Genomic DNA, 22,374 nt, shown 5'->3' on the forward strand with positions numbered 1-22,374 from the left:
TAAGCCACTGGTTGCGCAGAGGTTTTACAATTGTGGTGGTATCTAGTCGCGATACTTGGCATCAGGGTTGTTGCAAATAAAAGCCCAATTCATACAGTTGATCTCTTTTTTGGCTGCCGTGAAGAGGCATTGTTAGACATCAAGGAATCGAGCAGGTGATCGCATAGGGCACGACCAAACCTGCTTGGTGTCAGGTTCTAATTGTGTGTCAATGATAGTTAATACCTTGCATCGGGCATGTAAATATGAAGAATTAAAATCTATGGACAATTAATTTAAATAAATTTATCTAAGGATGTGCGGGTTGGACCTTTGGTGCCCCTCTATCCAAACTACGATATTCCCTCTATGTTCTCTTGATGGCGCATTCCCCCACTTCCCGATTTCGTAAGCCCAACCCGCATCCGATCACCGATAAGATGCAGGTGTGGGAGAATATTAAGAAATTGCGGGCCGAGGCTGACGCCTTGGATGAGCCCAATCCCAATGCCCAGACGTTAACGGGTGTGGAGTTTGCAGGCGATCCTTTTATCTATGATTTCGATTATGAGGTGCTTGACGCGCGCGGCAAGCAGGCCCCTCCAGCATGGCAGCCCCACCGCCCAATTCTGCCTGACAAATTTGAAGGCGGGAAAAAGTTTGAGCTCATCAGTGACTATCAGCCCGCAGGCGATCAACCAGCGGCAATTGAGGCTTTGTGTCAGGCCGCGCAAGAAGGCGAAAAGGACCAGATTTTATTGGGCGTTACTGGCTCTGGCAAGACCTTCACCATGGCGCAGGTGATCCACAAACTTCAACGGCCCGCCTTGATCCTGGCGCATAACAAGACGTTGGCAGCCCAGCTTTATGGCGAGTTTAAGAACTTCTTTCCCAATAATGCGGTGGAGTATTTTGTCTCTTATTATGATTATTACCAGCCCGAAGCCTATGTGCCGCGCACCGACACCTATATTGAAAAAGAAAGCAATATCAACGAACAAATTGACCGCATGCGCCACGCAGCCACGCGCGCGATACTCGAGCGCGATGATGTCATTATCGTCTCATCTGTCTCGTGCATCTATGGCATTGGCTCGGTTGAGAGCTATTCCTCGATGACCTTTGTGCTCAAGCCTGGCGACCGAGCCGACCCACAAAGCGTAACGCGCGATCTGGTGGCTCTGCACTATAAGCGCAATGACGTCTATTTCGCGCGCGGGAATTTCCGACTGCGTGGCGACGCGCTCGACATTTTCCCTGCCCATTATGAGGACCGCGCCTGGCGCATCCTGTTCTTTGGCGATGAGGTGGAGGCCATTCATGAGTTTGACCCGCTGACAGGTAAAAAGACGGGCGAGCTTGAGGCCATCAAGGTCTATGCTAATAGCCACCACACCACACCGCGCCCCACACTCAGTCAAGCGATCGAGAAGATCAAAGCCGAAGCGAAGGCGCGGGTCGAATGGTTTGAAAGGAACGGTTTGTTGATTGAGGCCCAACGCCTCAAACAACGCACTGATTTTGACCTAGAGATGCTGCTGGCGACTGGCTCGTGTGCAGGGATTGAAAATTATTCGCGCTATTTATCGGGCCGTAACCCCGGTGAACCTCCGCCCACCATGTTTGAATATATTCCTGATAATGCTTTGGTCTTTGTAGATGAGAGTCACGTGACTATTCCCCAGATTGGTGGGATGTTTAGGGGCGATTATAGCCGTAAAAAGACGCTCTCTGATTATGGGTTCCGCCTGCCATCCTGCATGGATAATCGCCCGCTCCGCTTTGAAGAATGGGATGCAATGCGCCCGCAGACCATAAGTGTCTCAGCCACTCCGGGGCCTTGGGAACTGACCCAGACCGGCGGGGTGTTTGTTGAGCAGGTCATCCGCCCTACAGGCCTGATCGATCCCCCGGTTGAGATCCGCCCGGTGACTGGGCAAGGCTTCACCCAAGTCGATGATTGTATCGCTGAATGCCGGGCCACGATCGCACAAGGATCACGGGTTTTGGTTACCACCTTGACCAAAAAAATGGCCGAAGATTTGAGCGAGTATATGCATGAGCAGGGTCTTAAAGTGCGCTATATGCATTCGGATATTGATACGGTGGAACGCATAGAAATCATCCGGGATCTTCGATTAGGAACTTTTGATATTCTAATTGGGATCAATCTATTACGTGAAGGTCTTGATATTCCAGAATGCAGTCTTGTGTGCATATTGGATGCCGATAAGGAGGGCTTCTTGCGCTCTGAAACCAGCCTTGTGCAAACGATTGGGCGCGCTGCACGCAACATCGATGGCCGGGTCATTTTATATGCTGACACTATTACGGGCTCAATGCAGCGCGCGATAGATGAGACCGACCGACGTCGTGCCAAGCAAATGGCTTGGAATGAAGCCAATGGTATCACGCCACAATCCATCCGTTCCAACATCCATGACATTCTAAACAGCCCCTACGGCAAAGAGGGCGTCACCGTGGGCCTTGAAGAGTATGGCGATGCCAATGCTTTGATTAAAGGAAAAAGCAAGGGCAGGGGTAAGGCCGATACCTTGCCAGTTCCCGGTGCCCCTGGCCACAATTATAAACTGGCACTGTCTGACCTTGAAAAGCGCATGCGTGCCGCTGCTGCTGACCTCGAATTTGAAGAAGCTGCTCGCCTGCGTGACGAGATCAAACGGCTGGAACGCCAGGAATTGGGGGTTTGAACTTGCGAGACGCAGGGATTTGACCCAAAGTACACCCATGATGCGCATGATCTTGTCTTTTTTGGCTATTTGGGTGCTGGCAGTGGGTGGTGCGCAGGCGCAAGGGGCAGCGAAATTGGATTTAAGTGTGGGTGAGATGATTGTGGCACACAAGCTTGAACCTCTGGCCATGCGCGCCACCGGGCGGATGCAGGTTGTGCCGGCTGAAGCGGCTCTGCCATCGGGCTCAAAGGCCTATAGCCACCAATGGCCGGGCGTGTATTTTGAGACCCAGTTTCACGGCGAGACCCTAACCCTGCGCTTTGATGATCCAACCAATGTCTATCATCTATTAATTGATGATGCGTCCCCGATCCGACTGGAGCCGAAGGCGGCGCGTGAGATGTCGATCTCGGGGCTGGGGTCAGGCACCCACCACGCGCGTTTGGAGCGGGTGAGTGAGAACCAAGATCATCGTGGCGTGTTTTCAGGCTTTTATGCGCCTAAATCGACGCAAGTGGCCCTAGACCCTCCACGGCCACGCCAGATCGAATTTATTGGCGATTCCAATATGTTGGGCTATGGCATTTTGTCGTCCACGCACGAATGTAGTACTGAGGTGGTGTTTGCCACCACCGACGTCACCCGCGCCTATCCGGTGTTGAGCGCGAAAGCAGCCGGGGCCGATTATCAAATCCAAGCCATTTCCGGCCGCGGTATGATTCGCAATTGGCAAGGCGAACTACCGGGCCAAACCTTGCCTGACATCTATCCTTTTGTGTTCTTGGATCAGCAGGTGCCGGTGGGCGAAACGGGCTGGCGGCCACAGGTGATTGTGCTGCAATTGGGCGATAATGATTTCTCCACCCCCCTTGAAGCGGGGGAGCGATGGGCGTCGCGCAAGGCCTTTTTGGACGATTATATTGAGACCTATCAGCGTTTTATGGGTGTGCTTTATGCAAAACATCCTAAAGCCGCCCTTTTGATCTCCTGGCCCAATCTTGGCCAATTAACACCCGATGAAGTGACTTGGTTGAACACGATTGGCCAGGATCAACTGCGCGCCAGGGCCAAAGCGCTTGGTTTTAGCTATAGTGATATTTTACCTTTGATGCTCAAAGAACCTGAAGCTAGCGCCTGCCATTTTCATATGTCGGCGCGCGACCATAAAGCTGTAGCGGCGCGTTTAGATGCTTATCTTGCTGCCCATCCAGAGCTTTGGCTAAAAACTCATGGCCGCTGAATTGCTGCGATGCAGCCATTAGTATGCGCTTTCTAATTTGGGCCACTATAAGCATTTAATACTTAAGGGCTGCCCCCCCCCATTTCCCCAGCAGCCCGTTGTGGAGATAATCATGACAAAAGCAAAAAAAGTTAAGTCAAGTGTTAAAACGGCCCGTAATGAAGGTCTTGAAATCGCACGTAAAATCTGGTTAGCAGGTGTTGGTGCTTATGGCCGTGTTTACCAAGAAGCCGCAGGCCGCGTTGAAAAGGTAACCGGGGCCGCGAACGAGTTGTTCGACCAATTGGTTGAAAAAGGTGAACAGGTCGAAGATTTGGTTCGCTCCAGCATCTCAAGGAATGAGACTGCAGGCAAAGTATCTGAATATGTTGAGAAAACGACGGCACAAGTCAAGGCAGCCTCTGAAACCCGCATGAACGACTTAGAAGAAAGGTTTGAGTCGGTGCGCAAAACTGTGTTGGAAAAAGTATCTCCTTTCATGGACAAAGTAGCACCTTTAAACATTTTCGCCATCGGTAGTCAGATTGAAGCCTTAACTGCAAAAATCGAAGCTTTATCCGCAGAAGTAGAAGCTTTGAAAGGTGCTAAGGCGGCACCGGCCAAAGCCGCTAAGAAAACCGAGGACGAAGCTTCTTAAGTTGCTTGAACCGACGGGGCGATAAACCCCGTGATTGGTAAAATAATCAGGGCAGCCGCGCGGGCAATCAGGTCGCGCGGCTTTTCTGTGACTTGGGCATCAAATTCCATGCGCACCAATTGAAAAGCTAAACCCAAGGCGACTTGGTGGACCAAACCATCAAAGGCCTCATCACTGGCTAGGATAGTGCCCGAACTGCGCAAGGCGTGTAACAGGCCCCAAGCGGCATCGTGCTGAACGCTAAACATATGGCGCATCTGATTGGCTAAACGGGCGTCAGATCGCACGATGGCTAAGGGTTCCCGGTAAGCAAAGCGCGCATCCCACGCTTCTTCGACCAAGATATGCATCCAAGTCCAAGCGGCCTCGATGGTGGCCTTTGTGCCCACACAAGCGCTAAGGGCCGCGTTCTTGATAGTTTCAAGTTCTTCGATATGGGCGGTTAGAAGGGCTGCTGCGATCTCGGCTTTGCCTTTGAAATGATAATAAAGATGACCAGGCGACATGGAAAGATAATTGGCGATATCCACCGCCGTTAAAGCGCCAAAGCCTTCGCTATTGAACAATTCGCGCGATTGGGTCAGGATTTTATCCTTGGTTGAGGGTGCAGCACTCATAATCGGGCGTCCTAACGCTGCCAGAAGCGGGCAAGTAGCGGAATCTTTGGTATCACAGCACAAATAGCTTCACGATTGTCAATTGCCGTCATAACCTCCCATGTGACATGGCTGATGAAAATCGCTCCCACAATTTTGAGGCCAGGAATTTCAGGCCATGATTTGGGGCATGGTTTGTGGCATGGGAGGTCAAAGTGTCAAAGCAGAAATTCAATTTAGGAGACGAAGCGGCAGAAAATACGGTGGCTCTAACCGCTATGATGGGCTTGGCGCGCGAAGATTTGTTGGGGGCCGTGGCCTTGATGATGCGCGAAGTGACCCAGAAGCCCGCGACAACAACCAAGCATCTCAAAGCCTTGGGTGAGGATGTGGTGCGCATTCTTAAAAATGAAAGCGATCTGGCCCCAAGCCCAAAAGACAAGCGCTTTTTGGATATCACCTTTAAATATAACCCGATTTATCGCATGGGCATGCAATATTATCTGGCGGTGCAGAAAAATGTCGGCACGTGGCTCGCAGACCTTGAGCTGGATGAATTGGAGCGCGCCCGCGCCAATTTTGTCTCCCAAATGATTATCGACAGTATTTCGCCGACTAATAGTTTGATCGGCAATCCAGCTGCCATCAAACGTGCTTATGAAAGTGGCGGTATGAGTCTGCTTAAGGGCCTCCAAAATGCCTATCGGGACCTCATAGAAAATGGTGGCCAGGTCAGCCAAGTGGACAAAAGGCCCTTTAAGGTCGGCGAAAACTTGGCAATTTCAGAAGGCTCCGTCGTCTATAAGACTGAGATGATGGAGTTGATCCAATATGTGCCCAGCGAAGAGCATGTTCACGCCATCCCATTCCTGATCATTCCGCCCCAAATCAACAAGGCATATGTCAATGATTTATCGCCGGACAAAAGCATCGTGCGCTTCTTGGGGACGATGGGCATAACGACCTTCCTGGTCTCGTGGCGCAACCCACAGGTGGAACATCGCGACTGGGGGCTCGCTCATTACGTCGATGAGCTGATTAAAGCGACCGACGTAATCCTAGACATTACAAAGTCCAAAAAGGTTAATGTTTCAGGAGCATGCTCTGGCGGGATCACAACCGCAACCTTTTTATCAAAGCTCGCCAGCCTTGGCGATACGCGGGTCAATGCCGTGACCTTGATGGTCAATGTTTTAGACCCACAACGCAGCGATTCTGAAGTTGGGGCGCTGGTGTCCGAACATGGGATTGAATTGGCGCGTCAACGTTCGGCCAAGAAAGGGATTTTAGAGGGAGATGCATTAGGGCGCATGTTTGCATGGATGCGACCTAATGATCTGGTCTGGAATTATGTCATCAATAATTATCTAATGGGGCAAGATCCCCCGCCGTTCGATGTGCTGTTCTGGAACAATGATACCACCAATCTGCCTGCCAAACTCCATTCCGATTATCTTGACATGTATCCTAAGCAACCCTTTGCCAATCCTGGGAAAGTGGAGTTTGCCGGCCATTTGGTTGACCTCACCAAAGTCACCCAAGACTTATTTGTGATTGCGGGCGTCACCGATCATATCACGCCTTGGAAGGCGTGCTATCGCACCACTCAATTGGTGGGCTCTAAGAATATTGAGTTCATTTTGTCGCATTCAGGCCATATCCAAGCCTTGCTCAACCCACCTGGAAATCCCAAGTCAAAATTTTATCGCAAAGAGGGTAAGCTACCCCCAAGCAGTGATGAGTGGATGGCGGGGGCCAAGGAAGTTGCAGGTTCGTGGTGGCCGTTCTGGGGCGAATGGCTCAAAGCGCGCTCTGGCCCACTCAAAGCGGCACCAAAACAAATGGGTAATAAGGCCTATCCACCAGGTGATCCGGCCCCTGGTCGCTATGCCTTTAATGAGTAAGCGCGCCATGGTCGAACACATGGGCTGTAAGGGTTTAGCAATCATCTCAAATCACTATAAAAAGTCGAGTTAAGAAGGATAGGTAATTTGCCAAATTCAACAAAGATCGCCAACCGTCAGGGGACGTTTGAGCTTGTGAAGCTGGGTGGGCGCACGGTGCGTGCCGGAGTATGGCGCACGGATTTGCCCGGGCAAGCAGGTGTTGAGCGTCCAAATCCGATCCTATTTTTCAATGGTATAGGTGCCAATATAGAGCTGATGGCCCCACTGGCCGATTGGTTTAGCGATCGCGATATCATCACCTTTGATATGCCAGGAGTTGGCAAGTCGCCTAGTCCAATCTTACCCTATCGGCCTTGGATGATCTGCGCTTTTGCAACCCAATTGTTGGACCATTATGGCTTTGAAGTTGTGGATGTGATGGGTGTATCATGGGGTGGAGGGATGGCGCAACAATTTGCGTGGCAAAACCCAAAGCGCACCGGGCGATTGGTGCTGGCCGCTACCAGCATGGGCATGTTGATGGTGCCGGGCGATCCTGAAGTCCTGCTTAAAATGGCAAGTCCACGTCGTTATGTTGACCGCGATTATATGCTGGCTAATTTTCGTAGCCTCTATGGCGGTGATACCACGGGTTCGGACGGCCATGCTTCGCGTCTGTTGCCGCCCACCACCCTTGGCTATATGCACCAATTGACCTGCATGATGGGCTGGACGAGTGCGTGGTTCTTACCGTTTTTAAAGGCTGAAACCTTGGTCATGATGGGGGATAAGGATAAGATTGTTCCTGAAATCAATGGGCGCTGGATCGCTAGCCTTGCCCCTAAGGCTAAGCTCCACATTGTCAAAGGCGGTGGACATTTGTTTTTAGTATCGCAAGCCAAGACGATTGTGCCCGTGATCCGCGACTTCTTAGATCAGGGTAAAGCTTGGCAGGGCAAGACTTTTGCCGAACCAAAGGCGAAAGCCGCTTGATGCACGGTATCGAGCAACACCAGTTGCTCCATGCCTTTGACCTCAATCAGCGTAGGCGACCGGATGGGCATGCTTTGCCATCCACTTGGGTACAGACCCCCTTTGTGACGCGTGACCATGGTCACGTCATTTGGCAGAGCTTTTACAAAAGCGCTTATCCAACCCTGATCGCTGCTGAGTTAGAAATCGCGCGCGCCAGTGGGGCCTTTGATTTTGAGTGGAAGCTCTATGAGCATGATGCGCCAGGTGGTCTCGCTTTAGCACTCCAAGCAGCGGGCTTTGTGCAACAGCCGACCGAAACGCTGTTGGTTCGATCCACAGATTTGAGCTCCATGGCCCCAGTGCCCGGTCTTGAAATTGTACGGGTTGAAGACCTTGCACTGGCGACACTTTGCCATGACTTGGGCTTTCAAGCTTTTGGTTATCACCGTGATAAAAGCCCGCAGGCGCTTTTAGAGCGGGCATTGGCGGGCGAGCCGTTCTGGCTTGGCCTCTATGAAGGCCAAGCCGTCTCAATGGGGCGTTTGATCCAGACAGCGGGAAGCATGTTTGCCGGCCTATATGGCGGGGCGAGCCACCCGGATTATCGGCACCGTGGTTTTTATCGCCCCGTCGTGTATGCGCGCATAAAGGCCGCAGCCGATCTTGGCTGCCAGTGGGTATTTTCAGAAGCCTTACCGACCAGTGAACCCATTTTGCGCGCGCTGGGCTTTCAAGCTTTAAGCAAGGTAACAGGTTATCTCTATCGGTTTGACAACTGAGGCTTTTTGCCACCTATCCCTTTCAATCATGCCCGGCAAACCCTAGATGAAGCCATGGCTGAGACCTTCTCCCCCGATGACTTGCCGCTTGAAAAATCGGCGCGCTACACAGAATTAAAGGCGATGATCGCCGCAGTGGTGGCGGGCGAAACCAGCCTTACCGCGCGCTATGCAACAGCCGTCAGTCTTTTGGTGCAAGCCTTCGCACCCCGCTTTTTCTGGACGGGTTTTTACGTGGTTGATCCCCTTAAGCCCACAGAATTGGTGGTTGGCCCCTATCAAGGCACTTTGGGGTGCTTGCGCATACCTTTTGGTCGTGGCGTATGCGGGGCTGCTGCCGCTACAGGCCAAACCCAGCTCGTCAAGGATGTCCACGCATTCCCCGGCCACATTGCATGCGATAGCCGATCCAAGAGCGAGATTGTGGTGCCTGTCTATGATGCGTCCGGCGCACTCGCCGCCGTGCTCGACGTTGATTCAACCGAGCTTGCGGCCTTTGATGAAGAAGATCAGGCTGGGCTAGAAACGATTTGCGCGATTTTGCTGACGGCTTAGGGCTGTGGCCGGATGCGTTGTAAGTCAATTCAACTCGAACATGGCCTTTGCCAAAATACAGCCAGCGGCAACGGCAGCGACATGTCGCTTCCCCACTTTTGGGGAAGCTGGCCGCGAAGTGGACCGATGGGGCACTATTGCGTAACCCGCCCTCTATTCCCGCTTAAGCACATTATCGACAAACCAGCTCCACGCCGCTTGGGGTTTATAGTGGGCTTTTAAGTCATCGCGGTCATATTCGGTGGTAAGCCAAGTCCAAAAATCAATGCGACCTGTGGCTTCAATCTTGGCCCATTCGGCCCAGAAAAAGTCCAAAATACCGGTTTTTGCGGCACTAACATGGAGGTATTTTAGGTTTAGTTGTTTGCGCGCTTCGGCAAGGGGTACGCCTTCGATCTGATAAAGATAAAAGACCGACATGGTTCCCGCACGGTCTGCACCTGATTTGCAATGCATCAAGGCAGGGTAGGCCATGGTCTCAAAGGCTTTTTTGGCCTCAATCAGTTGCTCTGCATAAGGCGCGCCACGGCTCTCACTATGCAGAAACACAAGATCAAGCCCTAAATTGGCACAGGCGTCTTTTTCTAGAACTGTAAAGCTCGCATCCGTATCGCCGCGCAAATTGACAATGGTCTTGATGCCAAACGCTTTCCAAGCGGCCAATTGCTCTGGGCTTGGTTGATTGGTACGCCACATGCGTGGGCTGATCTGATGCTTGTTTTGAAAGCGCGCCCGCAAAAAGCCGTGGTCATTCCACCAATAGTCGCGCAAAGCGGCTTTGCGGCGTTCAGGCGTAGTTAGATCGAATTTTGGCACGTGTATTCAAGCTTTTCAATTGTTCGACTTGCGTTTACGCAGTTAAGGGCTGGTGAGCAAGGCTAGGCTGTGGTGCCAAACCACTCGCTTTGCAAGCAAACCCCGTTTATGGAGCGGGCATTATGAAGATCAAGCTAATGCGCATTCTTTTTCGCTCATCGCCAGTTCAATGGATTTGTGGATGCTTATTGGCCGGTTGGATGGTGTTGGTGCGTAATACCACGAGGTGGACGATAGTAGGATTTGAGCATGCTCAGTCTGTTTGGCAGTCGGGTAAGGGCGTTGTTTGGTGCTATTGGCATTCGCGCATCATGGGTGCGCATTCGATTTGGCCTAAACATGTGCAACCGGTATTGATGTTGATATCTCTATCCCCCGATGGCCAGTTCGTTGCCAAAGCGACGCACATGATCGGTCGGATGGTTGTGCGCGGTTCATCCTCAAAAACAAAAAGGGATGGTGAAGTAGAAGATAAGGGCGCGCTGCAAGCCTTCCGCCAGATGCTGGCCCATGCACGTAAGGGTGGCTGCGTCGGTATAACGCCGGACGGTCCGCGCGGACCACGTATGCGCGCCCAAATTGGAGCCGTGCGGGTCGCAAAAATGGCGAAAGTACCGCTCCTGCCCTCAGCTTTTGCTGTCAAGGGGGGTAGTTATGCTAAGAGCTGGGACCGATTTCATTTACCCGCCTTGTTCTCAACAGGTGTCATTCTTTTTGGCCCAGCGATTGATGTGCCAACCCAAGCCGATGACAAAGCCCTTGAAGCGGTGCGCTTGGCCCTCGAGCAATCCCTCACAGAGCTAACCCATGAAGCCGATCGCTTAGTTGGTGGGCCCATGATTGAGCCAGCGGCAGAGCCCGCACTAAGCGCGTTAGCGTAACTTCCAATATGGCAGTCGATTTACCATTCTCCCTCCGGCTCTATCGGCTCATGTCCCACCTCTGCCATGGGTTTATGCCCTTTATTCTCGCATGCAGGGCAACCAAGGGCAAGGAAGACCCAGGCCGTGTAAATGAACGTTTAAGCACGGCACCCATCAACCGCCCGGAGGGCACTTTGGTTTGGATCCACGGGGCAAGTGTTGGGGAAAGCCTGCTTGGATTTTCCCTCGCCCAGCATCTGCGCGCCGCGCGCCCAGAACTAACTTTTTTATTCACCAGCGCCACCAAAACCTCGGCCGATTTGATGGCTAAGAAGCTAAAAGCGCCTGACATGCATCGTTACGTCCCCGTGGATGTGCCGAGGGCGACAGAGGCCTTTATCGCAGGCTGGAAGCCTAATCTGGCGATTTTCATCGAAGGCGAGATTTGGCCCAATCTACTCCTCGCTACTAAAAAAGCCGATATTCGCCTAGCTTTGGTCAATGCGCGTATGACGCATAAAAGCGCCAAGGGATGGCTAGGGCGGATCAAGTCGGCACGGCTTTTGTTTGGGCTGTTTGACCTGATTATGCCAGCAGATCGGCGCACCCGTGACGCGATCAGTCTTCTTGTAGACGCGCCTTTGGCAGAGCCCGGCAATCTGAAACTCGCGACCAGTCCCTTGGTGGTCAACCAGGCCGAGCTTACTGCGCTGAAAGAGATATTGGGGCAGCGGCCGGTTTGGCTAGCGGCCTCCACCCATGCGGGGGAGGAAGAGATAATTCTCGCATCCCATTGCGCGATTAAGCGAGATACGCCAGATACGCTTTTAATCCTCGCCCCGCGCCATCCAGAACGAATGCTTGAAGTGCAGGCAGCGTGCGCTAAGCATGGCTTTGTACCAGTTTTGCGCTCCAGAGGTCACATTCCGACCAAGGACGATCGTGTTTGGCTGTGGGACACATTAGGCGAAATGGGGCTAGCTATGTCCTTGGCTCCAGTTACTTTTATGGCGGGCAGTTTAAGGCCAGAGCTGAGCGGACATAATCCGGTTGAGCCAATTCAATTGGGTTCTGCTGTTGTAAGTGGGCATTGTGTTGGCAATTTTTTAGACTTGTATCAGGCCCTGAAGGATGAAGGGGGGTGTGTGATCCTTGACGATACTCGACGCGATCGCCTGGGGATGGTGATCACTCAATTGCTGGGCGATCCTCGACGCCGCAGCCGGCAGAATGAGGCGGCACGTCACGTGATTGGTAGGGGTGGTCATGCGATGGTGGCGACCGTTACAGCGCTTCTGGCTTGTCTGGAAGGAAAATCATCATGAGAGCGCCTACTTTTTGGATCGTCCGGGAAGGCCGCGATAGCGCGCCCGTGCTTCGCCTACTTTTGAGCCCTCTTGGTTGGCTTTATGGGGCAAGCGTGGCGTATCGTATGGCCACTACCGTGCCCACAAAGGTGGCGATACCGGTCATTTCGATTGGCAATATCAGTGCGGGGGGTACAGGCAAGACGCCGCTTGCTCAGCTGCTTCGTGGTCTCTTAGCAGACGAGCTTGGTGGCTTAGTCGCCATTGTATCACGCGGATATGGTGGCATGCTTAAAGGGCCCGTGCGGGTCGATACAGAGGTGCACCGTGCCCAAGATGTTGGTGATGAACCCCTCATGCTGGCGCACGATGGTCCGGTTTTTATTGCCAAGGATCGCGCGCAAGCAGGTCAGTTGGCGGCTCAAAGTGGGATGGCCGGCCTCATTCTCGACGATGCTCATCAAAACCCCAATCTAGAAAAGAACCTGTCCTTAGTTGTCGTCGATGGCAATGTTGGTTTTGGCAATGGAAGGCTCATTCCCGCTGGACCGCTGCGCGAGCCGCCAGCAAGAGGTTTAGCCCGCACAGATGGGGTGATCGTCATGGGTGCCTTAAGTGAAGATGCGCGCGACGATTTGTCCTGCTATCACGGACCGGTTTTTCACGCTGAATTAGCGACGGGCCCGATTGACTTCAAGGGCCCTGTCTTGGGTTTTTGTGGGATTGGGCGGCCGGAGAAATTTGACATTAGTTTGCGCGAAGCAGGTCTTGATGTCGTTGATCTTCACCCCTTTGGTGACCACCATGTCTATCGGGACCACGAGCTTAAGCGTTTGGAGTGCTTGGCTAAGCAAGCGGGGGCCCAGCTTGTGACTACGGCTAAGGATTATGTCCGTTTGCCCATCGATTTTGCCAGAAAAGTTCGGGTTCTCCCTGTTACTGTGCGCCTATCAGATCCTGAGGCCTTTTTGGCATTCCTGTGCGCTAAACTCGACACCCACAGCAGGCGGGACTAAAACCGACTTATGACAGTAGGTCGACGCGAATCCTTTATTAAGCGTTTGGAATCATGGGCGTTTCACGCTTACTGGCACCGAATTAGCGCGATGTCGCTCGACCAAGCTTCCAACGCTGGAGCGCGCTTTGCCCGTAAATTAGGTCCGTTCACCAGCGCACATCAGACCGCTCGCTATAATATGCGCTTAGCCATGCCAAGGATCACCCGCGCGGAAGAGCGTGAACTCCTCGATGCGATGTGGGATAATTTAGGTCGTGTTGTCGGGGAATTCCCCCATCTTTCTGCGATGCACTTTTTTGAACACAATAGTCGTGTGGAGATCGAGGGTTTAAACATCCTTGATCGCTATGTAGGTGCCAAGAATCCCGGTGTGTTTATCTCTGGGCATTTTGCTAATTGGGAAGTGATGCCCGCCGCTATCGTCAAACGCGGCGTGGATTGCCGTGTCACCTATCGGCCAGCCAACAATATATGGGTTGATGATACGATTGTTAAAGCGCGCGCCGATTATGGGGTTCGTTTGTTCGCGCCCAAAGGCCCATCAGGCGGGGTCAGTTTGATGCGCATTTTGGCCAAGGGTGGCTCTGTCGCCATGATGAACGACCAAAAATATGAAACCGGGGTTGAAGCGCCTTTTTTTGGGCATTTGTGTAAGACCGCCGATGGCCCCTCGCGCTTGGCTTATCGCTTCAAAGCCCCGCTTCAAACCATGACTGTTGCTCGGCTTGGCGCACGTGCGCAGTTTAAAGTCGAGGTGCAAGAGCCCATGCTCATGGCTTTTGACACCCCAATCGATGATGCGGTGCAAGCTTCGGTCCTTCGGATTAACCAGTTTATCGAAACCCAAATCCTGAAAGCGCCCGAGCAATGGTTTTGGGTGCACGCACGCTGGCCGAAAAAGGCTTGGCAAGACGCGGGCGTAATTGATTAAACTTGAAGTTTTCAGTTTGGTCTATAAGCAATACGAACTAGGTTATAGCAATGGATCGTCTTCTGACATTAAGTTACGCAGCTGGGGCCACGGCGAAATTTGCCTTTTACGCTGCCCATTATGGGCTGGCGCGGATCACCTCGGCACCCTTTGATCGACCCGGCGATGCGCCTTTTACTTCCGACAAGCCCAAGCCCGACCCTAGGGCGCTACGCAAAGCCTTTTTGTCGGTCTTTAGCCAAGATCTCGCCAATATCGAAGCAGGCCTCTATCTGCTTCCCGACGCTAAACCCCAACTCAGCCAAACCCGCAAAAGTCTCGCCTATCTGCGCGATGTGAGGGCTATTGACAAACGCCGCTTGGCTAAGCAGGCAACCGAGGTTCGCGACGTCGGCTTGGGCGAGGGCTACCCCGCCTATTTCCGCCAGAATTTTCATTGGCAAAGTGGTGGCTGGCTCACACCTGAAAGCGCTGATCTCTATGATTTTCAGGTCGAGACTTTGTTTACAGGTTCTGCCGGGCCGATGCGGCGCTCAACAGCTTTAGCCCTATTAGCACAAAGCCTAAAAGGCGTAGATCAGCGCAAAACCAGTCTTGTGGAATTGGCTTGTGGTACAGGGCAAATGGCAGGGGAGATCATGCGGAACTTTCCCCGCTTGAACCTCACCGCACTGGATATGTCACCGGCATACGCGCATGCTGCTTCGCGCGCTCTGGCCCCTTATCGTTGCGCAAAGGCTATGAGTGGGGCCGCTGAGGCGACGCCCTTTCGGGATGCGAGTTTCGATCGTGCTTTAAGCATTTATCTGTTTCACGAATTACCACCCAAAGTGCGCACTAAAGTTGTGCGAGAGACAGCCCGAATCTTAAAACCCGGTGGCTATTTCATTATAGCCGATGCGCTGCAAACTAGCGACCATCCGCAGTTGGACCGACTGTTGGATGCATTCCCAATTGGCTTTCATGAGCCCTTTTTTACTTCTTGGCTTACAACCGATATGCAGGGCATGTTGGAAGCCAATGGTTTTGAACTGGTCGATCAGCGCCAGGCTTTTTTAACCAAAGCCTGGTCATTTCGGCGGCTTTAAGATCGGTTTAAACTGTGAGAGGACAGGCGCGTGGATGTGACTAGTTTTATTTCAGATATTTGGGACACTTTGGCGATTTCCTCTGCCATGGTAGCTTTAACCGTTGTAATACATTTTATTGGACTTGCCTATTTGATCAACATGATCCGCCAGCGTGAACCCAATGGCACACAACTCAAAGATCATCTATCAAAACAGGTTTTTTCAATTATACTGGTGGTGTTTGGTATATTTGCTATCCATTCTTGTGAAATCTGGATCTATGCAGCTGTCTATTATTATGGTCTGCAAGCATTGCCCGACTTTGAGACTGCACTTTATTATTCAACTGTCACCTTTGTCACCTTGGGCTATGGTGATGTTATATTACCTCGCGATTGGCGTTTGGTTGGGGCGATCGAGGCGGCCAATGGTGTTATTCTTCTAGGGTGGTCAACGGCTTTCTTGATTACGGTGATTGGCCGCCTACGGGCGTTAGAACATGATTGGTTAGATCAACGCGGAGAGTAAGCAGGGCCAATAGTCAGCTTAGGTTCGATATGGGTTTTCAAATAATGTCTCTACCTCGGTTTCAAACAAGGCGGCAAGTTTGAACGCAAGATCAAGGGAAGGATCGTGCTGATCGGCTTCAATCGCGATGATGGCTTGGCGTGATACACCCACCGCTTGGCCAAGATCGGACTGTGTCATGGCCTTTGTGGTCCGAAATGCGCGTAGTCGGTTGATCATTTGTTGAGCCTGCGGGCAAATGGTGAGGTAATCGCAAAACTCAACCAAAACAAAAGATAAATCATCCAACTTGGCAGATGGGGTGCTTCGGCATAGCTTTCGCCAAAGCCCCAGACGCAATATATCGCCATTGAAAGGCCAGACGCTAAAATGAACTGGCGGGCCAAAAAGCTGCCGATAAACTCATCGCTATCGCGGATCATCACCAAAGTCGCCCAAATCTGCCCGCCAATCATCAAGCCTAACAGACCGGCAAAGACCCACCGTCCGGGCAAGGTGACCCCATCTAAAAGGCCAGCCATGGCCGCTATGTTAAGGAGGATGTAAAAGCCCATAAAGCCCATGGTGCGGGCAAAATAGCTTTTCGATTGCGGGGTTTGTTCCAAGGTGGGATCTCCTCTATGTAAGGTATACCTAACATTCAATTAATGTCAGGTCAAGCTAACATTATGGATATCCAGCCCCTCACGAGCTTTCCCAAAGTTGCATCCTGATCAATTGCCCTCTAACCACTACCTCCAATACAAGGTACATGAGATGACCAGCGTTTCGGGGGCGTGCACGGATGTTTGAGAAGATTTTGATTGCCAATCGCGGCGAAGTCGCTGTTCGCATCATCAAGACCTGTCGCCGTTTGAGCGTGAAGACGGTGATCGTTTATTCAGAGGCTGACCGCGATTCCTTGGCCGTTGAGATGGCCGATGAGAAGGTGTTTATCGGCCCAGCGCCTGCATCCGAATCCTATCTTGTGATCGATAAAATTATTGCGGCCGTCAAAGAAACGGGCGCAAAGGCCGTGCACCCAGGCTTTGGCTTCTTGTCGGAAAAAGTGGAGTTTGCCCAACGTTGTGCGGATGAGGCCATTGTCTTTATCGGACCAAACCCAACCGCCATTCGTGCGATGGGCGACAAAATTGAAAGTAAAAAAGCCGCCGCTGCCGCTGGCGTCTCCTGTGTACCCGGCCATATCGGAGAAATTGTCGATACAGCCCATGCCGTGAAGATTTCTGAGGAGATCGGCTATCCGGTTATGATCAAGGCCTCCGCCGGGGGCGGGGGTAAAGGCATTCGCGTCGCTTACGACCGCAAGGATGTGGAGGAGGGCTTTCCAGCTGTTCGCGCCGAAGCCAAAAACGCCTTCGGCGATGACCGCATCTTTATCGAGAAATTTATCCTTGCCCCACGCCATATTGAAATTCAAGTGTTGGGCGACAAACACGGCCATGTGGTGCATTTGTTTGAACGCGAATGTTCCATCCAACGCCGCAATCAAAAAGTCATCGAAGAAGCTCCAAGCCCCTTATTAGACGAAGCAACCCGTCATCTAATGGGCGAGCAAGCGGTCGCATTGGCCAAAGCCGTAGGCTATGACAGTGCTGGAACTGTTGAATTTGTGGCATCAGGACAAGACAGAAGCTTTTACTTTCTTGAAATGAACACGCGCTTGCAAGTAGAGCACCCAGTCACAGAAGCCATCACAGGCCTTGATTTGGTAGAGCAGATGTTACGGATCGCTTCAGGTGAGCCTTTGGCCTTCACGCAATCGGATTTATCAATCAAAGGTTGGGCGGTGGAAACCCGGATTTATGCGGAAGATCCCTACCGCAACTTTTTACCCTCCATTGGCCGCCTCAAGCGCTACTTGCCTCCAATTGAAGGTGATTTTGGTAGCTACAAAGTCCGTAATGACTCGGGTGTACGCGAAGGCGATGAGATTTCGATCCATTATGACCCTATGATATCAAAACTAGTTACTTGGGCCCCCACGCGATTGGCTGCTATTCAAGCGCAAGCAGGTGCCCTTGATACATTCGCTATCGAAGGTATTCAGGACAATATCCCCTTTTTAGCTGCCGTCATGGAAGAGGCACGCTATCGATCGGGCGATATCACCACGGCCTATATCAAGGAACAATTTCCCGCCGGCTTTAAAGGCGCGCCACTGACCTATAAAATCCAGTGCTTGATGGCTGGTGTTGGTGCCTTAGTGCACATGCGTAAACTGGCACGTGATGCCAACATCAGCGGCCGTATGACCCCACATAAGTCGATCCGAAGTGATTGGGTGGTGCTGCTTGATAATACTTACCATCCACTGCATGTGGAAATCACTCCAAATGGTGCCCAAGTTCGGTTTGAAAATGGCGAGATGATTGATATCATAAGCGATTTCCAGCCCGGTGACCGCTTGATCACCGGCATAGCCCATGCAGAGGGTGTATTTGAAAACGAATATTTTGCCGTCAAATTTAAGGATCGCGTGCAGGGCTATCAATTCTCATATCGTGGTGCCAAAGCGGTAGTGATTGTCGCAACCCCGCGCGATGCTCAGCTGCACGCTAAACTGCCAGAAAAGATAACAGCCGACAACGCGCGCCTGATCCTCTCGCCCATGCCGGGGCTTGTTGTATCATTGGAGGTGAATGAAGGTCAGGATATAAAAGCAGGTGAGGCGATTGCGATTGTGGAAGCCATGAAAATGCAAAACATCATACGCGCCGAGCGCGACGGGAAAGTCGCTAAAGTCCATGTGAGTGCGGGCGAAGCGGTCGCTGCCGATGAGATTTTGGTTGAGCTTGGCTAAATTTGTTTTTTTGCTTGAATACCATTTGGGGCGCTTGTTCCAGAGTTATAGCCATTGTTGTCATACAATTTTTCGGTTTTCTTCGCGTGAAGAGCTGACTTCGTACATAGGTTTACCGCTATGTCGCTTTGGCGGCCAGTTCGAGGCGTCGCTTTCTAACATGCGGCATCGGTCGTCCATGCCCTGCAGGCCTCTATATCAGCGCCGGAGCTAATCAGAAGCTGAGACATGGGCCAAGCACAAGCAACCCCCACTGCACCCTCACCTTGACCCAAAAGCAGCCCGCGTATAGGAAAGCGCCGATGAAAGCTGGCGCGATGTGGTTTCACCTCGGGCGGGCATTCCAGACAATTTGATCAACTCGCGCATGGCGTACCGGACCAAGGGGGACGGGGGCTTTGCTCGTTTTGGCGTTTGGCTAGAAAGTGATAAGGCTGCGCGCTCAGCCTGCCCTCGGTCGCACGGGGGGCGCGCAATATTAAGCGGGGAATAGCCACCCATTCGTCGGCTATACAGGAGCAAATGATAGAATGCCAACGATCAACCAGTTGATCCGTAAGCCGCGCCAACCTTTGAAGGTGCGCAATAAGGTTCCAGCCCTCAAGGGCTGTCCACAGCGTCGAGGTGTGTGCACCCGCGTGTATACCACTACGCCAAAGAAGCCAAATTCGGCTTTGCGTAAGGTTGCAAAGGTTCGTTTGACATCTGGTTCTGAAGCTGTGTGCTATATTCCTGGTGAAGGCCACAATCTGCAGGAGCACTCAGTGGTTTTGATCCGTGGCGGCCGCGTCAAGGATTTACCCGGTGTGCGCTATCACATATTGCGTGGCGTTCTTGATACCCAAGGGGTGAAGAATCGTAAGCAGCGTCGTTCGCATTACGGTACCAAGCGTCCAAAATAAGATCTTGAAATAGTCTAGAGAATATGAGGTTTTTCCATGTCACGTCGTCGCCGCGCCGAAAAGCGTGATATCCTGCCAGACCCGAAGTTCGGGGACATGGATGTCACAAAATTGATGAATTACATCATGTATGAGGGCAAGAAGTCTGTTGCAGAATCGACCATTTATGGTGCCTTTGATCTTTGTGAGAAGCGCGCCAAGCGTTCCGCTCTTGAGGTCTTTCATGATGCACTTGACAATATTTCACCCGCCATCGAAGTACGTTCGCGCCGCGTGGGTGGGGCAACTTATCAGGTTCCTGTTGAAGTCCGTTCAGAGCGTCGTAAAGCATTGGCTTTGCGTTGGCTGGTTGGGGCAGCACGCAAGCGTAACGAACAAACCATGCAAGAACGCCTTGCCGGTGAGTTGACCGACGCAGCCATGAACCGGGGTACGGCCGTGAAAAAGCGTGAAGACACGCATAAAATGGCCGAAGCCAACCGCGCATTCTCGCATTATCGCTGGTAAATCTATACAAACCAAGAGCTCCCCTGAAAGGGTTTTACAATGCCTCGCACCCACGCGATTTCAGATTATCGCAATTTTGGCATCATGGCGCATATCGACGCTGGCAAGACCACGACGACTGAGCGTATTTTGTACTACACTGGAAAGTCGCATAAGATTGGTGAAGTCCATGATGGTGCTGCCACCATGGATTGGATGACCCAAGAACAAGAGCGCGGTATCACCATCACTTCTGCTGCCACTACTTGCTTTTGGCGTGACAAGCGCTTGAACATCATCGACACTCCGGGCCACGTAGACTTTACAATTGAAGTAGAGCGTTCATTGCGGGTGCTTGACGGTGCTGTATGCGTGCTCGACGGCAACCAAGGGGTTGAGCCCCAAACTGAGACTGTTTGGCGTCAGGCCGATAAATATGATGTGCCACGTATCGTCTTTGTCAATAAGATGGATAAGATTGGTGCCGACTTCTACAATTGCGTTAGCGAGATAGTCTCCCGCGTGGGTGGAAAGCCCGTGTGTTTGCAATTACCCATCGGATCTGAAAACAACTTCAAGGGCGTTATTGACCTCATTGCGATGAAGGCCATCGTTTGGTTGGAAGAAAGCTTGGGCGCAAAGTTCAATGTCGAAGACATTCCAGCTGATATGATTGAGCAAGCCAAAAAATATCGTCACACAATGCTCGAAGCCGTTGTTGAAATGGACGATGAAGTGATGATGGAATATCTCGAAGGTCAAGAGCCAGACGAAGATACCATCAAGCGCTTGTTGCGGTTGGCTGTACGCCGTCGCGCCTTTCACCCAGTTTTGTGCGGTTCTGCGTTTAAGAATAAAGGTGTTCAGCCTTTGCTCGACGCGGTTGTTGATTATTTACCGTCACCTGCTGACCGCGAGGGTATCAAGGCCATCGACTTTAAAACCGATGAAGAAACCACCCGCCAACCAACCGACGAAGATCCATTCTCGATGCTGGCATTTAAGATCATGGACGACAAATTTGTCGGCACGATTACCTTCTGCCGCGTCTATTCCGGCAAATGCTCGGCCGGTGATGCGGTGTTGAATTCTTCACGCGATAAAAAAGAACGTATTGGCCGTATGCTGTTGATGCATGCGAACAATCGCGAAGACATCAAAGAAGCTTATGCTGGTGATATTGTCGCTTTGGCGGGCCTTAAAGAAGTGCGCACCGGAGATACTTTGTGCGACCCATTGAAACCTGTGATCCTTGAGCGCATGGAATTCCCAGAGCCCGTGATCGAAATCGCCATTGAGCCTAAGTCAAAGGCCGATCAGGAAAAGCTTGGGTTGGCGTTGGCAAAGCTTGCAAACGAAGACCCGTCATTTCGCGTCTCGACCGACCAAGAAAGCGGCCAAACCATTTTGCGTGGCATGGGTGAGCTTCACTTGGACATTAAGGTTGATATTTTGCGCCGCACCTATGATGTAGACGCCAATGTCGGTCAGCCAAAAGTGGCCTACCGTGAAAAGATCAACAAGCGTGCTGAGATTGACTACACCCACAAAAAGCAATCCGGTGGTACGGGTCAGTTTGCCCGAATTAAGCTGATCTTTGAACCGGGTGACCCTGGCACTGGCTTTACGTTTGAAAGCCAAATTGTCGGCGGTGCGGTGCCTAAGGAATATATCCCAGGCGTGATTAAAGGTCTTGAAAACTCGGTCCAAAATGGTCTGTTGGCTGGTTTCCCGTTGATCGACTTGAAGGCGACGTTGGTTGACGGGGCATATCATGATGTGGATTCCAGCGTTTTGGCGTTTGAAATTGCTGCCCGTGCCGCTTTCCGGGAGTTAAAACAACATGGCGACCCACGCTTGCTCGAACCCATTATGAAAGTGGAAGTTGTCAGCCCAGAAGAGTTTACGGGCTCTGTCATTGGCGACATCAACTCCCGCCGTGGTATGATCCAAGGACAAGACATGCGCGGGAACGCCAATGTTGTCAACGCCATGGTCCCTTTAGCCAATATGTTTGGCTATGTGAATGAATTGCGGTCGTTTTCTTCGGGTCGTGCTTCGTTCTCCATGTCGTTTGATCATTATGAAGAAGTGCCTCGGGCCGTGAGTGCGGAAGTGCTCGCAAAGCTTGCTGGCTAAATCCACCCCCTTTTAACCACCTTATGAAAAGCTGAGAGACAATTATGGCAAAGGAAAAGTTTGAACGTACAAAACCGCATTGTAACATTGGCACGATTGGCCATGTTGACCATGGTAAGACGACGCTGACGGCGGCGATTACGATGACATTGGCGAAAGCTGGTGGAGCCA

General features: G+C 51.9%; 22 protein-coding genes. 18 read left to right on the forward strand and 4 right to left on the reverse strand.

Going from position 1 to position 22,374, the window contains the following annotated elements; all coding sequences use genetic code 11:
• The first annotated feature begins 359 nt into the window (after nt 1–359).
• The 3 genes from uvrB to PsB1_RS10380 all read left to right on the forward strand — a co-directional run bounded on the left by uvrB (nt 360) and on the right by PsB1_RS10380 (nt 4,549).
• A complete protein-coding gene (uvrB, locus tag PsB1_RS10370; RefSeq protein ID WP_284361169.1) occupies nt 360–2,690 on the forward strand; it encodes an excinuclease ABC subunit UvrB in 2,331 nt (776 codons plus the stop codon).
• Nucleotides 2,691–2,727: 37 nt separating this feature from the next.
• Complete coding sequence (locus tag PsB1_RS10375; RefSeq protein WP_284361170.1) at nt 2,728–3,912, forward strand: SGNH/GDSL hydrolase family protein; 1,185 nt, start codon at nt 2,728–2,730, stop codon at nt 3,910–3,912.
• A 112-nt stretch (nt 3,913–4,024) separates the two neighbouring features.
• On the forward strand, nt 4,025–4,549 hold the full coding sequence (locus PsB1_RS10380; protein ID WP_284361172.1) for a phasin family protein: 525 nt from the start codon (nt 4,025–4,027) through the stop codon (nt 4,547–4,549).
• On the opposite strand, the gene PsB1_RS10385 is transcribed toward PsB1_RS10380, so the two are convergent.
• Nucleotides 4,546–5,166 carry a TetR/AcrR family transcriptional regulator gene (locus PsB1_RS10385; protein ID WP_284361174.1) on the reverse strand — a complete coding sequence of 207 codons (621 nt, stop codon included), beginning with the start codon at nt 5,164–5,166 and terminating at the stop codon, nt 4,546–4,548. The two genes, PsB1_RS10380 and PsB1_RS10385, sit on opposite strands and share 4 nt — an antisense overlap.
• A gap of 194 nt (nt 5,167–5,360) precedes the next feature.
• Here PsB1_RS10385 and PsB1_RS10390 point away from each other — a divergent pair, with 194 nt between their 5' ends.
• From PsB1_RS10390 to msrC, 4 genes are all read left to right on the forward strand, one after another.
• A complete protein-coding gene (locus PsB1_RS10390; RefSeq protein ID WP_284361176.1) occupies nt 5,361–7,049 on the forward strand; it encodes an alpha/beta fold hydrolase in 1,689 nt (562 codons plus the stop codon).
• An 87-nt stretch (nt 7,050–7,136) separates the two neighbouring features.
• Entirely contained in the window at nt 7,137–8,024 is an 888-nt protein-coding gene (locus PsB1_RS10395) for an alpha/beta fold hydrolase (protein WP_284361178.1), read from the forward strand.
• The gene (locus PsB1_RS10400) at nt 8,024–8,785 is read left to right on the forward strand and encodes a GNAT family N-acetyltransferase (protein WP_284361180.1); all 762 of its coding nucleotides are present in this window, start codon (nt 8,024–8,026) and stop codon (nt 8,783–8,785) included. The genes PsB1_RS10395 and PsB1_RS10400 overlap by 1 nt, the downstream gene beginning before the upstream one ends.
• 54 nt (nt 8,786–8,839) lie before the next feature.
• A complete protein-coding gene (msrC, locus tag PsB1_RS10405; protein WP_284361182.1) occupies nt 8,840–9,340 on the forward strand; it encodes a free L-methionine (R)-S-oxide reductase MsrC in 501 nt (166 codons plus the stop codon).
• Nucleotides 9,341–9,493: 153 nt separating this feature from the next.
• On the opposite strand, the gene PsB1_RS10410 is transcribed toward msrC, so the two are convergent.
• The gene (locus tag PsB1_RS10410; protein WP_284361185.1) at nt 9,494–10,156 is read right to left on the reverse strand and encodes a fused DSP-PTPase phosphatase/NAD kinase-like protein; all 663 of its coding nucleotides are present in this window, start codon (nt 10,154–10,156) and stop codon (nt 9,494–9,496) included.
• 122 nt (nt 10,157–10,278) lie between these two features.
• On the opposite strand from PsB1_RS10410, the gene PsB1_RS10415 reads away from it, so the two are divergent.
• From PsB1_RS10415 to PsB1_RS10440, 6 genes are all read left to right on the forward strand, one after another.
• Nucleotides 10,279–11,037 carry a lysophospholipid acyltransferase family protein gene (locus PsB1_RS10415; protein ID WP_284361188.1) on the forward strand — a complete coding sequence of 253 codons (759 nt, stop codon included), beginning with the start codon at nt 10,279–10,281 and terminating at the stop codon, nt 11,035–11,037.
• 74 nt (nt 11,038–11,111) lie between these two features.
• On the forward strand, nt 11,112–12,344 hold the full coding sequence (locus tag PsB1_RS10420) for a 3-deoxy-D-manno-octulosonic acid transferase (RefSeq protein ID WP_284361191.1): 1,233 nt from the start codon (nt 11,112–11,114) through the stop codon (nt 12,342–12,344).
• The gene (gene lpxK, locus PsB1_RS10425; protein WP_284361194.1) at nt 12,341–13,342 is read left to right on the forward strand and encodes a tetraacyldisaccharide 4'-kinase; all 1,002 of its coding nucleotides are present in this window, start codon (nt 12,341–12,343) and stop codon (nt 13,340–13,342) included. The genes PsB1_RS10420 and lpxK overlap by 4 nt, the downstream gene beginning before the upstream one ends.
• A gap of 9 nt (nt 13,343–13,351) precedes the next feature.
• Complete coding sequence (locus PsB1_RS10430; RefSeq protein WP_284361196.1) at nt 13,352–14,275, forward strand: lysophospholipid acyltransferase family protein; 924 nt, start codon at nt 13,352–13,354, stop codon at nt 14,273–14,275.
• A gap of 50 nt (nt 14,276–14,325) precedes the next feature.
• Nucleotides 14,326–15,363, forward strand: a complete 1,038-nt coding sequence (locus PsB1_RS10435) for a class I SAM-dependent methyltransferase (RefSeq protein WP_284361198.1) — start codon at nt 14,326–14,328, stop codon at nt 15,361–15,363.
• Nucleotides 15,364–15,399: 36 nt separating this feature from the next.
• On the forward strand, nt 15,400–15,873 hold the full coding sequence (locus PsB1_RS10440) for a potassium channel family protein (protein ID WP_284361201.1): 474 nt from the start codon (nt 15,400–15,402) through the stop codon (nt 15,871–15,873).
• An 18-nt stretch (nt 15,874–15,891) separates the two neighbouring features.
• On the opposite strand, the gene PsB1_RS10445 is transcribed toward PsB1_RS10440, so the two are convergent.
• Both PsB1_RS10445 and PsB1_RS10450 read right to left on the reverse strand, forming a co-directional pair.
• Nucleotides 15,892–16,092 carry a helix-turn-helix transcriptional regulator gene (locus tag PsB1_RS10445; RefSeq protein WP_284361204.1) on the reverse strand — a complete coding sequence of 67 codons (201 nt, stop codon included), beginning with the start codon at nt 16,090–16,092 and terminating at the stop codon, nt 15,892–15,894.
• The gene (locus PsB1_RS10450; RefSeq protein ID WP_284361207.1) at nt 16,089–16,478 is read right to left on the reverse strand and encodes a hypothetical protein; all 390 of its coding nucleotides are present in this window, start codon (nt 16,476–16,478) and stop codon (nt 16,089–16,091) included. Before PsB1_RS10450 ends, PsB1_RS10445 begins: the two co-directional genes overlap by 4 nt.
• A 179-nt stretch (nt 16,479–16,657) precedes the next feature.
• On the opposite strand from PsB1_RS10450, the gene PsB1_RS10455 reads away from it, so the two are divergent.
• From PsB1_RS10455 to PsB1_RS10475, 5 genes are all read left to right on the forward strand, one after another.
• The gene (locus PsB1_RS10455; RefSeq protein ID WP_284361211.1) at nt 16,658–18,676 is read left to right on the forward strand and encodes an acetyl-CoA carboxylase biotin carboxylase subunit; all 2,019 of its coding nucleotides are present in this window, start codon (nt 16,658–16,660) and stop codon (nt 18,674–18,676) included.
• A 530-nt stretch (nt 18,677–19,206) separates the two neighbouring features.
• Nucleotides 19,207–19,578, forward strand: coding sequence for a 30S ribosomal protein S12 (gene rpsL, locus PsB1_RS10460; RefSeq protein WP_284361213.1), 372 nt, complete (start codon nt 19,207–19,209; stop codon nt 19,576–19,578).
• A gap of 36 nt (nt 19,579–19,614) precedes the next feature.
• Nucleotides 19,615–20,085 (forward strand): 30S ribosomal protein S7, encoded by a 471-nt coding sequence (rpsG, locus tag PsB1_RS10465; RefSeq protein WP_284361215.1) that lies wholly within the window; start codon nt 19,615–19,617, stop codon nt 20,083–20,085.
• A gap of 39 nt (nt 20,086–20,124) precedes the next feature.
• Nucleotides 20,125–22,203 (forward strand): elongation factor G, encoded by a 2,079-nt coding sequence (fusA, locus tag PsB1_RS10470; RefSeq protein WP_284361217.1) that lies wholly within the window; start codon nt 20,125–20,127, stop codon nt 22,201–22,203.
• Nucleotides 22,204–22,247: 44 nt separating this feature from the next.
• Nucleotides 22,248–22,374, forward strand: a 127-nt coding sequence (locus tag PsB1_RS10475) for a GTP-binding protein (protein WP_231492570.1), incomplete at its 3' end; no start/stop codon positions are given.

Origin of the sequence: Candidatus Phycosocius spiralis (assembly GCF_030158815.1) — a bacterium.
Classification (GTDB): domain Bacteria; phylum Pseudomonadota; class Alphaproteobacteria; order Caulobacterales; family Aquidulcibacteraceae; genus Aquidulcibacter; species Aquidulcibacter spiralis.